We start from the raw sequence: 13822 nt of genomic DNA on the forward strand, positions 1-13822 counted from the left end.
GCTGCCCTCTTGACAGGCGCGTACGGACGGGTAGCTTCAAGCGCCACCGGGAGTTTGTGTTTGCCAATGTTCGTTCTCGGTGGATCTATGTTGGCATTCCCGAACAGCCGCTCCCCCACCACTGACGGCCCTCGGGCGCAGCGCACCTCTTCTTCCGCAGGAGGCACCATGTCCCGTCCCCGCACCGAAGCCGAGTATCTCGCCCGGCTCGTACCGTCCTCCGTCGCCGGCATCGGACGACGTTCCCTGCTCACCGGGGTCGGCGCGGGCGCGCTGCTCGGCACCGGGCTGCTCACCGGTTGCGGCTCCGACTCCGACTCGGGCAGCGACAGCAAGGAGGTGTCGGTCGGTTCCAACCAGTCCGACCCGCAGCCCAAGGGGGTCATCGCCAAGGTGATGGACGGGTTCAAGACCTCGTCCGGCATCACCACCAAGATCAACACGGTGGACCACAACACCTACCAGGAGAACATCAACAACTACCTCCAGGGCAAGCCGGACGACGTGTTCATGTGGTTCGCCGGCTACCGGATGCGCTTCTTCGCCGCCAAGGGACTGGCCGGCGACATCAGCGACCTGTGGGGCAGGCTCTCCGGCTACTCCGACGCGTTCAAGAAGGCGTCCACCGGTGACGACGGCAAGCAGTACTTCGTGCCGTCGTCGTACTACCCGTGGGCGATGTTCTACCGCAAGTCGGTCTGGAAGCAGCACGGCTACCAGGTACCGACCACGCTCGACCAGCTCACCACCCTCAGCGCGCAGATGAAGAAGGACGGCCTCACCCCGATCGCCTTCGCCGACAAGGACGGCTGGCCGGCGATGGGCACCTTCGACATCCTCAACCTGCGGATCAACGGCTACCAGTTCCACATCGACCTGATGGCGGGCAAGGAGGCGTGGACCTCCGACAAGGTCAAGAAGGTCTTCGACACCTGGGCCGGGCTGCTCCCGCTGCACCAGCCGGACAGCCTGGGCCGCACCTGGCAGGAGGCCGCCCAGTCGTTGCAGCAGAAGAAGAGCGGCATGTACCTGCTCGGCCTCTTCGTCGCCCAGCAGTTCGGCAACGACGAGCAGGACGACATCGACTTCTTCACTTTCCCCGAGATCGACCCGGCCATCGGGGCCAAGGCCCTGGACGCGCCGATCGACGGCTACATGCTGGCCCGCAAGCCGAAGGCCGAGGCCAACGCCAAGAAGCTGCTGGAGTTCGTCGGCTCGAAGGAGGCCGCCGACATCACGGTGAAGAACGACCCGACCACGCTGGTCGCCAACAGCGGCGCGGACACCAGCGGCTACACGGCCCTGCAGAAGAAGGCCGCCGAGCTGGTCGGCTCGGCCACCGAGATCGCCCAGTTCCTCGACCGGGACACCCGGCCGGACTTCGCCTCCACCGTGATCATCCCGGCGCTCCAGCAGTTCATCAAGAACCCCAGGGACATCGACGGGCTGGTCAACAGCATCGAGAACCAGAAGAAGTCGATCTTCACCAGCTGACGGCGAGAGGGGGAGGACCGTCGTGTCCGACCTGCCCCTGATCCAAGCGGATCACGCCGTGTCGTCGCCGGCCACGACCACCACCTCCCCGGGTGGTCGCGGCCGGCGGCTACGGCTCCTGTCCCGCACCGACCGCGTGGTGATCACGCTGATGGTGCTCGTACCGCTGCTGCTGGTGGTCGCCCTGGTCTGGCTGCCCGCACTGGCCACCGTGGCGCTCTCCGGCACCGACTGGGACGGCATCGGGCCGCTCAGCGAGATCGACTGGGTCGGCGGCCGGAACTACTCCGACGTGGTGAACATCTACCCGCCGTTCGTGCCGGCGATGCAGAACAACCTGCTCTGGCTGGCCGCGCTGTTCGTGGTCGCCACCCCGTTCGGGATGTTCCTCGCCGTGCTGCTCGACAAGGAGATCCGGGGCAGCCGGTTCTACCAGACCGCGCTCTACCTGCCCGTGGTGCTCTCGCTGGCGCTGATCGGCTTCGTCTGGCAGCTCATCTACTCCCGCGACCAGGGGTTGCTCAACGCCGTCCTGGGCGGTCAGACCGACTGGTACGGCGACCCGAACGTCAACATCTGGGCGGTGCTGGTGGCGGCCGGCTGGCGGCACGTCGGCTACATCATGCTGCTCTACCTGGCCGGGCTCAAGGGCGTCGACCCGTCGCTGCGGGAGGCCGCCTCGGTCGACGGCGCGTCGGAGACCAGCACCTTCTTCCGGGTGATCTTCCCGGTGCTGCGGCCCATCAACATCATCGTGCTGGTGGTGACCGTGATCGAGTCGCTGCGCGCGTTCGACCTGGTCTGGGTGATCAACAAGGGGCGCAACGGGTTGGAGCTGATCTCCGCCCTGGTGACCCAGAACGTCGTCGGCGAGGCCAGCCGGATCGGCTTCGGCTCCGCCCTGGCGACGATCATGCTGGCGGTCTCGCTGGTCTTCATCACCATCTACCTGGCCGTCGTCATGAGGGAGAACCGGCGATGAGCGCGTCGACCGTGACCCGACCGCCGGCGTCGACGCCGACGGCGAAGCCGGCACCGCGCCGCCGGCCGTTGCGCCCCGCCCGGGTGGTGCTGCACCTGTTCCTCGGCGCGGTCGCCGTCGGTTGGCTGTTCCCGATCCTCTGGGCGGTGCTGACCTCGCTGCGCTCCTACGCCTACACCGCCGCCAACGGGTACGTCTCGTTCGGCGGGTGGACGTTCGACAACTACGTCACCGCCTGGCAGACCGCCGAGTTCGGCAAGCACTTCCTCAACTCGGTCTACATCACCGTCCCGGCGGTGCTGCTGACCCTGTTCCTCGCCTCGTGCGTGGCGTTCGTGATCGCCCGGTTCAGCTGGAAGCTCAACATCGTCCTGCTCGGTCTGTTCACCGCCGCCAACCTGCTGCCCCAGCAGTCGCTGCTGATCCCGCTGTTCCGGATCTTCACCGAGGTGCCGCTGCCGGAGTTCATGAGCGACTCGGAGCTGCTCTACGACAGCTACTGGGGGCTGATCCTGGTCAACGTGGCCTTCCAGTGCGGCTTCTGTGTCTTCGTGCTGAGCAACTACATGAAGGCGCTGCCCCGCGACCTCTACGAGGCGGCCATGGTGGACGGGGCGAGCATCTGGCGGCAGTACTGGCAGGTGACCATGCCGCTGTGCCGGCCGGCGCTGGCGGCCCTGGCCACCCTGGAGGTGACCTGGATCTACAACGAGTTCTTCTGGGCCACCGTGCTGATGCGCACCGGCGACAAGTTCCCGGTGACCAGTTCGCTGAACAACCTGCGCGGCGAGTTCTTCACCGACAACAACCTGGTGTCGGCCGGTTCGGTGCTGGTCGCCATCCCCACCCTGGTGATCTTCTTCCTGTTGCAGAAGCAGTTCGTCAAGGGCCTGACCCTGGGGGCGTCCAAAGGCTGAGTCACCGCACCCACCCACCCATGCGCGCGAGAGCGGTATTCCTGGCAGGCATGAATATGACCCACAGGCATACCGCTCTCGCGCGGTACTGACACCAGGCGACCTCACCCACCGTGACGGACGCCGACGCGCCCGCACCGGAGATGAGCGCCATGACCGATCCGACCGTGATCCACCTGCGCCGGGGCCGCACCAGCCTGGTGCTCGACGCGCGCGGCCCGGGGCTGCCCCGGGTCGTGCACTGGGGCACCGACCTCGGCCCGGTGCCCGCCGACGACCTGCCGGCCCTGCTCGACGCCACCGTGCCGCCGGTGGTGCCGAGCAGCTTCGACGCGCCGACCGTACTGTCCCTGCTGCCCGAGGCGAGCGCCGGCTGGAGCGGCCGGCCCGGACTCGCCGGCCACCGCGCCGGCCGGGACTGGTCCACCGCCTTCCGCCTCAACCGCCTCGACGTCGACGACCCGGACGGCGCGGCGCGGGTGGCCGTGCGGGCGACGGACCCGGACGCGGGGTTGACCCTCACCGTCGAGGTCACCCTCGACCCGGTCGGGGTGCTGACCGTGCGGCACCGGCTGCGCAACGACGCCGACCAGCCCTACGAGGTACGCGAGCTGACGCCGGTACTGCCGGTGCCGGCGGTCGCCACCGAACTGCTCGACCTGACCGGCCGCTGGTGCCGCGAACGCGCGCCGCAACGGCACCCGTGGCCGCACGGCGCGTGGGTGCGCGAGGGTCGGCACGGGCGCACCGGGCACGACGCCACCCTGCTGCTGGTCGCCGGCACCGCCGGGTTCGGCTTCGGCCACGGCGAGGTGTGGGCGGTGCACACCGCGTGGAGCGGCGACCACGTGACAGTCGCCGAACGCCGCCCCACCGGCGAATCCACCCTGGGCGGCGGGGAACTGCTCGCCCCCGGGGAGATCGTCCTCGGCCCCGGTGAGGAGTACGCCACCCCGCTGCTCTACGCGGTGCACTCCACCGCCGGGCTGGACGGGCTCAGCGACCTGCTGCACACCCACCTGCGGGCCCGGCCGGGCCACCCCCGCACACCCCGCCCGGTCACCCTCAACGTGTGGGAGGCGGTCTACTTCGAGCACGACCTCGACCGGCTACGTACCCTCGCCGACCGCGCCGCCGAGGTGGGCGTGGAACGGTTCGTCCTCGACGACGGCTGGTTCACCGGCCGCCGGCACGACCGGGCCGGCCTGGGCGACTGGCAGGTCGACGCCGACGTCTGGCCGGCCGGCCTGGGACCGCTCATCGAGCATGTTCGCGGGCACGGGATGCAGTTCGGGCTGTGGGTCGAACCGGAAATGGTCAACCCCGACTCCGAGCTGTTCCGCGCCCACCCCGACTGGGTGCTCACCGCGCCCGGCCGGCTGCCCCTGCCGTGGCGGCACCAGCAGGTGCTGGACCTGGCCAACCCGGCGGCGTACGCCCACCTGCTCGACCGGCTCGACGCCCTGCTGACCGGGAACCCCGGGATCGGCTACCTCAAGTGGGACCACAACCGGGACCTCACCGAGGCCGGGCACGCCGGCCGGCCCGGGGTGCACGCGCAGACCATGGCGGCCTACCGGCTCCTCGACGAGCTACGCGCCCGGCACCCGCACCTGGAGACCGAGAGCTGCTCGTCCGGCGGGGCCCGGGTCGACCTGGAGATCCTGCGACGTACCGACCGGGTCTGGGCCAGCGACACCAACGACGCCCTGGAACGGCTGTCCATCCAACGCTGGACCGGCCTGCTGCTGCCCCCGGAGCTGGTCGGCACGCACATCGGCCCGGGGCGCTCGCACACCACCGGCCGGGTGCACACCCTGGGCTTCCGGGCGGTCACCGCGCTCTTCGGCCACCACGGCATCGAGTGGGACATCGTCGCGATCGACGCCGCCGAGCGGGCCGAGCTGACCGCCTGGGTGGCCCTGCACAAACGGCTCCGGCCGCTGCTGCACACCGGGCGGGCGGTGCGGTTCGACCACCCGGACCCGGCCGTGCAGGCGCACGGCGTGGTCGCCCACGACCGCTCCCGCGCCGTGTACGCGGTGTCCCGGGTGGCCACCTCCGTCACGCAGGTCCCCGGCCCGGTCCGCCTGCCCGGCCTCGACCCGGCCCGCCGGTACGCCGTCCGTCCCGCGCAGGGGGTGCCGGAGCCGGACGCCATGCAGATCACCGGACCCGGTTGGCTGCCCGCAGTGACGCTGCCCGGCTCGGTGCTGGCGACGGTGGGCCTGCACCTGCCGGCCCTGAACCCGGAGCAGGCGCTGCTCCTGGAGGTCGACGCCGTGGACTGACAGCGCGGATCGCTGGCTTGATCGGCTCAACGGGGGCGAAGTTGCGGCATCAGCCGTCGGGGATACCGCTACACCGCCCCCGTTGAGCCGATCACGGGGGTGGCCGGACCCCGGAGGGTCCGGCCACCGGTGGGGCGGGGGTGGTCAGCTCGCGGTGCAGGTGACCGTGGGAGCCGGGTTGCTACCGGTCCAGCTGCCGATGAAGCCGAATGCGGTGCTGGCCCCGGCACCGAGCCGGCCGTTGTAGTCGACGTTGCGGGCGGTCACCGTGCTGCCGCTGCTGCTCAGCGAGGCGTTCCATGCCTGGCTGACGGTCTGGCCGTTGGCGTAGGTCCACTTCGTCGTCCAGCCGGTGATGGCCGCGCTGCCGGCGGTCACCTTCACCTCACCCTGGAAGCCGCCCTGCCACGAACCGATGATCGTGTACGTCGCGGTGCAGCCACCGGTCGCCGGCGGGGTCGTCGTCGGCGGGGTGGTGGGGGGCGTGGTCGGCGGGGTGGTCGGGGGCGTCGTGGGCGGGGTCGTCGGCGGCGTGGTCGGGGTGGTGCCGGAGTAGACCGACGCCTCCTTCGCCGTCGCCTTGATGCCGTTGGCCCCGTTGAAGATCCGCTGGCCCCAGGTGGTCAGGGCGGCCGGGTTGAAGTTGGTGGTCATGTCGAGGTACTCCACGCCGCCGCCGTTGCCGCTCCACGACCAGCCCAGGTAGCCGATCCCGTTGGCCTGGGTGTACGACAGGATGGTGTCCTCGTCGGGGTTGCCGTCGGAGTGGTCGAAGCCGAACTCGCCCACCACGATGGGCAGCTTGGCGGTGCGGAAGCGGCCCAGGTAGTCGCTGATCTCGGCGGCGGTGTCGAAGACGCCGTACATGTGGATCGAGAAGACCGTGTTCTTCTGCGGGTCGGCGGCGAACACCCCGGCCGCGTTGTCGCGCATCGTGAACGACCAGTCCTGACCCCAGTTCGGGGCGTCCACCATGATCGTGTGGGTGATGCCGCCGGCCCGCAGCCGCTTGATCGCGTTGGCGTTGTCGGTGGCCCAGGTGGCGTAGCCCTGGTTGCCGTACGGCTCGTTGCCGATGTTGACGATGACGTACCGCTCCTGGCCCTGTAGGGCGCTGGCGATGCTCAGCCAGTAGTCGACCGCGCGGTCCAGGGTGATCGCCCCGGCCTGCTCGCCGTACCCGGTGGTGTCGTGCACCTCCAGCACGCAGATCAGCTTGTTGGCCTTGCACAGCGAGATGACGTTGCTGACGTCGGCGGCGGTGTTCTTGGTCCAGCGGTCACCGCTGGCCAGCACCACCCGGACGGTGTTCGCGCCGAGCGCCTTGATGTTGGCGAAGGAGGTGGTCTGCTGCGGGTACCAGGTGTGGGCGTGGTTGACGCCGCGCATGATGAACTCGTTGCCGTTGGCGTCGTACAGCTTGCCACCGGAGACCGTGAAACCGGCCGCGGCCTGGGCCGGCTGGCCGAAGGCGAACACGGCGGCGAGGACAGTGAGCAGGGCGACGCCGGCGACGGAAAGTCGCTTCTTCATGGGTTTCCTCAGGAAGGGTCGACCCCGTTGCCCTGGCGGGGTGGCGATGCTGGTGACGGTGGCGCTCGGCTGCAGCCCGGCAGCCGCCGCCTGACTCCCTGGCCGCGTGCGGACCAGCGTAGGCCCACCGGGTCGGGAAGGCAACCGGTTAAGTTGCCTGCCTGTCCCCGCCGACCCTGCGGCGACCCACGCCGACCGTGAGCCGCCACAGGGGGCGGTCATCCCCACCACAGGATGTGACACCACCAGCCTGAACCGGTTAAGCCGGACCTTAGACCGCCCTCCCGCCACCGTCAAGAGGGACCCGACCCCGCATCAGCGGTTGACCGGCACCGGCCAGGGGTATCCGGTGACGATCGTCGCCCGGAAGGAGAAACCAGGATGGTCCGCGTCGGCTACACCCTGATGTGCGAACAGACCGGCCCGAAGCAGTTGGTGGACCACGCGGTACGGGCGGAGGCGGCCGGCTTCGACCAGCTGGTCATGTCCGACCACTACTATCCGTGGCTCGACGCGCAGGGCCACTCCCCGTACGCCTGGTCGGTGCTGGGCGCGGTCGCCCACGCCACCAGCCGGGCCGAGCTGATGTCCTTCGTGACCTGCCCGATCCGCCGGTACCACCCGGCGGTGGTGGCGCAGAAGGCCAGCACCATCGGGGTGCTCTCCGACGGGCGGTTCACCCTCGGCCTCGGCGCCGGGGAGAACCTCAACGAACACGTCGTCGGCGGCTGGCCGCACGTGCAGCAGCGGCACGAGATGTTCTCCGAGGCGCTCCAGATCATCCGTCCGCTGCTCAATGGCGAGACGTTGACCTTCTCCGGCAACCACTTCGACGTCCCCGACGCCTACGTCTGGGACCGGCCGGAACACCCCGTGCCGATGGCCGTCGCCGCGTCCGGACCGTCGTCGGCCACCCTCGCCGCCGAGTACGCCGACGGCATCGTCGCCACCGAACCGGACTCCCGGATCATCCAGCTCTACGACGACGCGGGCGGTGCCGGGCAGCCCCGCTACGGCCAGGTGGCCATCTGCTACGGCCCCGACGAGGCCGAGTGCCGCAAGATCGTGCACGACCAGTTCCGTTGGTTCGGCAGCGGCTGGAAGGTCAACGCCGACCTGCCCGACCCGGAGGCCTTCGCCGCCGCCACCCAGTTCGTCCGGGAGGAGGACGTCGCCGACGGCATCCCCTGCGGCCCCGACGTCGACCGGCACGTCGAGGCCTTCCGCGCCTTCGTCGACGCCGGCTTCACGCACGTGGCGATCGTGCAGGTCGGCGGGGACAGCCAGCCGATGTTCCTGGACTGGGCGCAGGAGCAGCTACTGCCCCGACTGCGCGAACTGTGACCGCCGTGGCGGGTCGGGCCGGGTCGCGTACCCGACCCGGCCCGACCGGCACTTGCCTCGACGCGTTGCGGCGGGCACTGGCCGCACCACACCCGACGGCCGGGTCGGACCGACCCGCCCACCCTCCCGGCCCGGCCCACACGTCCCGTCCGGCCCGACCGGTCACCGCGCCGGGCCCGGACCTCACGTCGCCGGCCGCACCGGGCCCGCAGGCCGTAGCGCGGCGGGTGCGGGCGACCCTCACCAGCGAGTTCCGGCTCGTCGACGGGCTGCGTACGCACACCCGGCGATCGGCCGACCCGACGGCCCCCGGCACGCCCCCGGTGGTGCTGGTGCACGGGTTGGCCGTGTCGCACCGCTACCTCACCCCGCTGGCCGAGACGCTCGGCACCACCCACCCGGTGTACGTGCCGGACCTGCCCGGTTTCGGGCTGAGCGCCCACCCCGGCCACTCCTACGACCTGCGGCAGCACGTCGCACACCTGCTGGCCTGGCTCGACGCGTACCGGATGCCCCCGGTCTGCCTGGTCGGGCACTCGTTCGGCGCGGAGGTGGCCGCCGCGCTCGCGGTGGCCCGCCCCGGGGCGGTCCGGGCGCTGGTGCTGGCCGGGCCGACCAGCGACCCCACCGCCCGGTCCCGGCGGGGGCTGGTCGGCCGGTGGCTGGTGGACAGCCTGCGGGAGGTGCCCTGGCAGGCACCGATCCTGGTCCGCGACGTCCTCGACGCGCGCCCCTGGCGGGTGGCGGCCACCGTCGCGCACTCGGTACGCAACGCGGTGGAGGAGGATCTGGTCAGGATCACCGTGCCCACCCTCGTGCTGGCCGGGGAACGTGACCCGATCGTGCCGCCCCGGTGGCGCGCCCAGGTCACCCGGCTGGTGCCCGACGCCCGGCTGGTCACCGTGCCCGGTGCCGCCCACAACGTGCTCACCACCGCCCCCGGGCCGGTGGCCGGGGCGATCCGTGACCTGCTCGTCCCGACTCTGGCCAGGTGAACCATGCGTTTCGGCAACACACAGATCCGACCTCTAGGCGGCGGCTTCGGCTGCCTGCTGATGATCCTGTTCTCGGTGCTCGCCTCGATCGCCCTGACCGTTGTGGTCAACCTGTTCCTCTGACGACGGCGGGGAGGGGACCACGCGCCCACTCCCCGCCGGGTGACGTCACAGCGGTCGCCAGGTCGATTCGTCGTCGTGGGTGGCGACCGGCCGGATGGCGGCGGCCAGATCCCGGGCCCCGTCCTGGCCGCCGAGCGCGGCGCTGCCCGCCGGACTCCCCGTCCCCACCAGGGCCCGGCAGCCGACGCAGCCGGGCACACCACCGACCGACCAGGTGCCGGACCAGCCACGCCAGACGGAGATCCACGCCGGTCGGCCCTGCACGACGCCGGTCGGGTCGCTTCGCTGGTCGCTGCGCTCCAGGCCGATGGTCAGGTCCCCACCGGCGGCGGAGGAACCGGGGAGCCGGTAGTCGAGAAGCACGAGGTCCCACCGGCCGTCCCGCCAGCCCATCCGGGCCAGCTGGAGCCGGGCGTCCGACGGCAGCGCCACCGGCTGGAACGGCACCCGGACCGGTTGCCGTTCCCACACCATCCCCTCGGCCACCCGCCGCAGCACCTCCGCCGGACGGTCGAGGGTGACAGCGGTGATCGTGACCCAGGCGTCCGCAGCGTACCGCCAGGACAGCACCGTCTCCTTGCCGTCGGGGCTGGTGTGCAGGAAGGCGGGATGCCCCTGCACCGGCTCGACAGGTGAACCCGGCGGGGTGGGCCACGGCGTCGGGCCGCTGCGTAGCTTCCCCGCGTTCCTGTTGTCCCGGGTCAACTGGTCGGTGAAGAAGTCCACCCCCCGCGCGCCCACGGTCACCGCGACGCTGCCGACCAACCTGCGGGCCTGGGTTCCCTCGAACGGCGTGTACCGGGCCGCCCCGATCGTCTGCCGGTCCGCAGCGGTGGAGAGGCTCCGTTCCGGCAGCTCTTCCGGTAGCCAGGTCAACCGGAAGAGCTGCCGGGCCGGATCGAAGGCGGTCGGCGCGACCGTGGGCGGCCAGGTCCGGTCGGCCGGGGTCGGCGGCTGACGTACCCCCAGCAGGGCGGTGACGCCGAGCAGCGCCACGGCGGTGACCACCGCCGTGGCCGCCACGGCCAGCCGGCGGCGACGCCGCACCGCGCGCTCCCCCGCCGTCACCAACGCCGTGGTGTCCGGGCTCCCGGTCGGCAGGTCGTCGGCGGCCCGGGTCAGCATCTCCCGGACCAGGGTCTCGTCGTCGTGGATCATCGGGTCACCTCCGTCGGGTCCGCCAGCGGCAACTGCCGGCGCAGCGCGGCCAGCCCCCGCGCGGTCTGACTCTTGACGTTCCCGGCCGAGCAGCCCAGCACCTCGGCGGTCTGCTCGACGCTCAGGTCGGCGTAGAAGCGCAACACCAGCACCACCCGCTGCCCGGGTGGCACCGCCGCCAACGCGGCCCGCACCGCGACCGTGTCCACCACCGCGTCGGTCGGCGGGGCTCCCCCGGGCTCCGGCTCCGGCGGACGGTCGAGCAGGCGCACCCCGAACCAGCGGGCCCGGCGCTCCTGCCGGAACGCGTTGACCAGCATCCGGTGCACGTACGCCCCGATGTCGTCGGCCGCCCGTGCCCGGCCCCACTGCACGTACAACCGGGTCAGCGTCTGCTGTACGACGTCGTCGGCCCGGTGGGCGTCACCCCCGGTGAGCAGGTACGCCGTGCGGCGCAGCTTCGGTGTCGCCGCCGTGACGAAGTCGACGTACTCCTGCCGTTGCGTCGCGTGCATCGACCACTCCCCGTCCCGGACGCTGGCTCTGTCACCGTAGCGATGGCGGCGGGGCCGCAAAGGGTTGCACGGGTGCTGCGGGTGGGCACCGGCGGGCCGGTCAGGCCGGGTCGAGGTCCAGGTCGGCGACGACCGGGTAGTGGTCGGAGGCGTACTCGGTGTCGCCCCCGCGTACCACGTGGACGTCGCGCAGCCGGGCGGCGAGCGCCGGGGTGCCGAGCAGGTAGTCCAGCCGCATGCCGGAGAACTCGACGCCCCCGCCGTGCCGGGTCGGCGCGGTCAGCCCGGCCTCGGCCGACCCGGCCGGGTCAGCCGGTCCGGCGGCGTGGGTCCAGAGGTCGACCAGGCCGGCGGCGAGCAGCCGGGCCACCGCCCGGGTGTCCACCGTCCGCCCGTCACGGCGCAGGTGCCGCCGCCGGTACGCCACCGGCAGCCGGGCCACCCGCCCGGTGTGGTCGATGCCCGGGTCGAGGGTGTTCAGGTCACCGGCGAGCAGCGCCAGTTCCCCCGGTGCGCGGCGCACCGCTGCGGCGAGCCAGCCGGCCTCGATGCGCCGCCGCAGCCCGGTGTACGGGTCGAGGTGGACGCTGAACACGGTGAGCGGCCCGGCGGTGGTGGCCAGTTCGACCCGCTGCGCCGCGTGGTGCAACGGCCGACGGACCGGCCCGGCGGAGCGGGTCCGCCACGGCGGGCGGACCAGCACCGCCACCGGCTGACCGAAGCAGCTCCGGGCCAGGTACGGGCGCATCGCCAGCCGGTCGGCGAACCCGGCCAGCACCCCCGGCCGGTCGAAGCCGCGCAGCTCCTGCACGGCCAGCACGTCGGGGGCCTGCGCGGTGACGACCCGGCACACCAGGTCCCGCCGGTCCGGGCCGGTACGGTCCCGGCCGCCGGTCCTGATGTTCCAGGTCATCACCCGCAGCACGGTGGGCTACTCACCCGGGGCGGCCGGCCTTGGCCAGCTCGTCGTCCAGCTCGTCGACCTGCTCCGACTCGATCTCGGGCCGGTTGCCCTCGTAGACGTCGGCGTTGGGGCGGATCACCCAGTAGAGCAGCCCGATCCAGAGGCCGCTGAGGATCAGCGCGCCCATGAAGTCGGTCGGGTGGTGCATGCCCCGGTACATCCGGGAGACCGCCACCCCGACCGGCATGATCACGGCCAGCGCCACGAAGAGCCACCGCCACCAGCGGTCGGTACGGACGAACACGATGATCGCGATGACCAGCCAGAGGCAGGTGGTCGCGGCGATGTGCCCGGACGGGAAGGACGAGGTGGGCATCTGCCCGTCGAGGTTCTCCACCGCCGGGCGGGGCCGGTCCACCACCCGGGCCGAGGCGAGGAACAGGCTCAGCTCGCCGAAGAGGGCCAGCACCACGAACAGCACCGGCCGCCACCGCTTCCAGATGGCCAGCACCAGCGGGCAGAAGACCAGCGACACGATCAGGATGGCGTGGGTGTCGCCGAACTTGCTCCACCACCAGCTCAGCTCGGTGAGGAAGTCGGTGTGCCGGTCGGCGAACCAGCGCGGCACGTCGGTGTCCAGGGTCTCGAAGACGGTGCCCTTGGCGTGGTAGCTGACGTAGGTGCCGAAGCCGTACAGGGCGCCAAAGACGATCACCCAGCCGACCAGCAGTTCGGCGACGGCGGAGCGGGGGTGCTCCAGCACGTGCTCCTCGGCCGGGGCGGGGGTGATCTTCTCGGCGGCCTCCGGTTCCAGCCCCTCGGTCAGCGGCGGCACCGACCGGCCCCGCTCGCGCCGCCACAGCCGGAAGGCGTACGCGGTGACGCCGAGCCAGGCCGCGCCGAGCAGCCAGCCGCCGATCACGTCGGAGACGAAGTGCACGCCGAGTGCGATCCGGGTCAGCCCGATCAACGCCACCAGCACGGCGACGATGGCGATCGCCGGCTTGCGCCAGCGGGGCGACATGGCCGGCAGGAAGACCAGCAGCAGCGCCCCGTACGCGACGAACGAGCCGAGCGCGTGCCCGCTGGGGAAGCTGTTGCCGGGGGCGCTGGCGACCGGCACGTCGACCACCGGGCGGAGCCGACCCACCAGTGCCTTGAGCGACGGGTCGAGGATCAGCCCGCCCACCCCGGTGACGATCAGGTAGACCGCCAGCCGGGACTGCCGACGGATCAGCAGGGTGACCACGGCGATGGTGACCAGCCAGATCAGCACCGGCCGCCCGCCCAGGTCGGTGACCGCCTGGAGCACGGTGACCAGCGCGTGGTGCGGCGCGACGAGCCCGTTGAACCACTCGGCCGCCTCGTGGTCGGCGTGGTACATCGGGCCCCACTTGAACCGGACGAGCATCAGCAGCAGCCCGAAGGCCACCCCCGCGCCGGCCACGGCCAGCAGGCCGACGACGCTCCGTTCGGCGAAATGGCCGAGCGGCCGTCGGGCCGTTGACTCCTTGACCGCGGTCACCCCGCACCTCCCTGCGTCGACGTGGCGAGGCGCGCTGTACC

General features: G+C 71.7%; 11 protein-coding genes. 6 read left to right on the forward strand and 5 right to left on the reverse strand.

From position 1 onward, the window contains the following. Positions 1-168: 168 nt before the first annotated feature. The 4 genes from B5D80_RS02995 to B5D80_RS03010 all read left to right on the forward strand — a co-directional run bounded on the left by B5D80_RS02995 (position 169) and on the right by B5D80_RS03010 (position 5684). Positions 169-1494 (forward strand): ABC transporter substrate-binding protein, encoded by a 1326-nt coding sequence (locus B5D80_RS02995; RefSeq protein WP_088642201.1) that lies wholly within the window; start codon positions 169-171, stop codon positions 1492-1494. 22 nt (positions 1495-1516) lie between these two features. Continuing rightward, positions 1517-2476: a carbohydrate ABC transporter permease gene (locus B5D80_RS03000; RefSeq protein ID WP_088642202.1), complete on the forward strand. Its 960-nt coding sequence runs from the start codon at positions 1517-1519 to the stop codon at positions 2474-2476. After that, the gene (locus B5D80_RS03005) at positions 2473-3393 is read left to right on the forward strand and encodes a carbohydrate ABC transporter permease (protein ID WP_088642203.1); all 921 of its coding nucleotides are present in this window, start codon (positions 2473-2475) and stop codon (positions 3391-3393) included. The genes B5D80_RS03000 and B5D80_RS03005 overlap by 4 nt, the downstream gene beginning before the upstream one ends. Before the next feature lie 152 nt (positions 3394-3545). Then, positions 3546-5684, forward strand: coding sequence for an alpha-galactosidase (locus B5D80_RS03010; RefSeq protein WP_088642204.1), 2139 nt, complete (start codon positions 3546-3548; stop codon positions 5682-5684). A gap of 144 nt (positions 5685-5828) precedes the next feature. Here B5D80_RS03010 and B5D80_RS03015 read toward each other — a convergent pair whose 3' ends face one another. Next, a complete protein-coding gene (locus B5D80_RS03015; RefSeq protein ID WP_088642205.1) occupies positions 5829-7217 on the reverse strand; it encodes a cellulase family glycosylhydrolase in 1389 nt (462 codons plus the stop codon). A 381-nt stretch (positions 7218-7598) separates the two neighbouring features. Between B5D80_RS03015 and B5D80_RS03020 the strand changes: the two genes are divergently transcribed. Both B5D80_RS03020 and B5D80_RS03025 read left to right on the forward strand, forming a co-directional pair. Then, entirely contained in the window at positions 7599-8561 is a 963-nt protein-coding gene (locus B5D80_RS03020; RefSeq protein ID WP_088642206.1) for a TIGR03557 family F420-dependent LLM class oxidoreductase, read from the forward strand. Positions 8562-8788: 227 nt separating this feature from the next. Then, positions 8789-9556, forward strand: coding sequence for an alpha/beta fold hydrolase (locus B5D80_RS03025; protein ID WP_088642235.1), 768 nt, complete (start codon positions 8789-8791; stop codon positions 9554-9556). A 168-nt stretch (positions 9557-9724) separates the two neighbouring features. Here B5D80_RS03025 and B5D80_RS03030 read toward each other — a convergent pair whose 3' ends face one another. The 4 genes from B5D80_RS03030 to B5D80_RS03045 all read right to left on the reverse strand — a co-directional run bounded on the left by B5D80_RS03030 (position 9725) and on the right by B5D80_RS03045 (position 13781). Then, entirely contained in the window at positions 9725-10837 is a 1113-nt protein-coding gene (locus B5D80_RS03030) for a hypothetical protein (protein ID WP_088642207.1), read from the reverse strand. Then, the gene (locus B5D80_RS03035; protein ID WP_088642208.1) at positions 10834-11352 is read right to left on the reverse strand and encodes a SigE family RNA polymerase sigma factor; all 519 of its coding nucleotides are present in this window, start codon (positions 11350-11352) and stop codon (positions 10834-10836) included. Before B5D80_RS03035 ends, B5D80_RS03030 begins: the two co-directional genes overlap by 4 nt. Before the next feature lie 100 nt (positions 11353-11452). Beyond that, positions 11453-12277: an endonuclease/exonuclease/phosphatase family protein gene (locus B5D80_RS03040; RefSeq protein WP_088642209.1), complete on the reverse strand. Its 825-nt coding sequence runs from the start codon at positions 12275-12277 to the stop codon at positions 11453-11455. A 10-nt stretch (positions 12278-12287) separates the two neighbouring features. Beyond that, positions 12288-13781: a phosphatase PAP2 family protein gene (locus B5D80_RS03045; protein WP_088642210.1), complete on the reverse strand. Its 1494-nt coding sequence runs from the start codon at positions 13779-13781 to the stop codon at positions 12288-12290. Positions 13782-13822 lie beyond the last annotated feature (41 nt).

The sequence above is a fragment of the Micromonospora wenchangensis genome (assembly GCF_002210435.1).
GTDB classification, from domain to species: Bacteria; Actinomycetota; Actinomycetes; order Mycobacteriales; family Micromonosporaceae; genus Micromonospora; species Micromonospora wenchangensis.

Excerpts from the sequence above, each read along its gene's own strand:
- B5D80_RS02995 (WP_088642201.1), top strand. The coding sequence starts at position 169 with ATGTCCCGTCCCCGCACCGAAGCCGAGTATCTCGCCCGGCTCGTACCG.
- B5D80_RS03005 (WP_088642203.1), top strand. The coding sequence starts at position 2,473 with ATGAGCGCGTCGACCGTGACCCGACCGCCGGCGTCGACGCCGACGGCG.
- B5D80_RS03010 (WP_088642204.1), top strand. The coding sequence starts at position 3,546 with ATGACCGATCCGACCGTGATCCACCTGCGCCGGGGCCGCACCAGCCTG.
- B5D80_RS03015 (WP_088642205.1), bottom strand. The coding sequence starts at position 7,217 with ATGAAGAAGCGACTTTCCGTCGCCGGCGTCGCCCTGCTCACTGTCCTC.
- B5D80_RS03020 (WP_088642206.1), top strand. The coding sequence starts at position 7,599 with ATGGTCCGCGTCGGCTACACCCTGATGTGCGAACAGACCGGCCCGAAG.
- B5D80_RS03030 (WP_088642207.1), bottom strand. The coding sequence starts at position 10,837 with ATGATCCACGACGACGAGACCCTGGTCCGGGAGATGCTGACCCGGGCC.
- B5D80_RS03035 (WP_088642208.1), bottom strand. The coding sequence starts at position 11,352 with ATGCACGCGACGCAACGGCAGGAGTACGTCGACTTCGTCACGGCGGCG.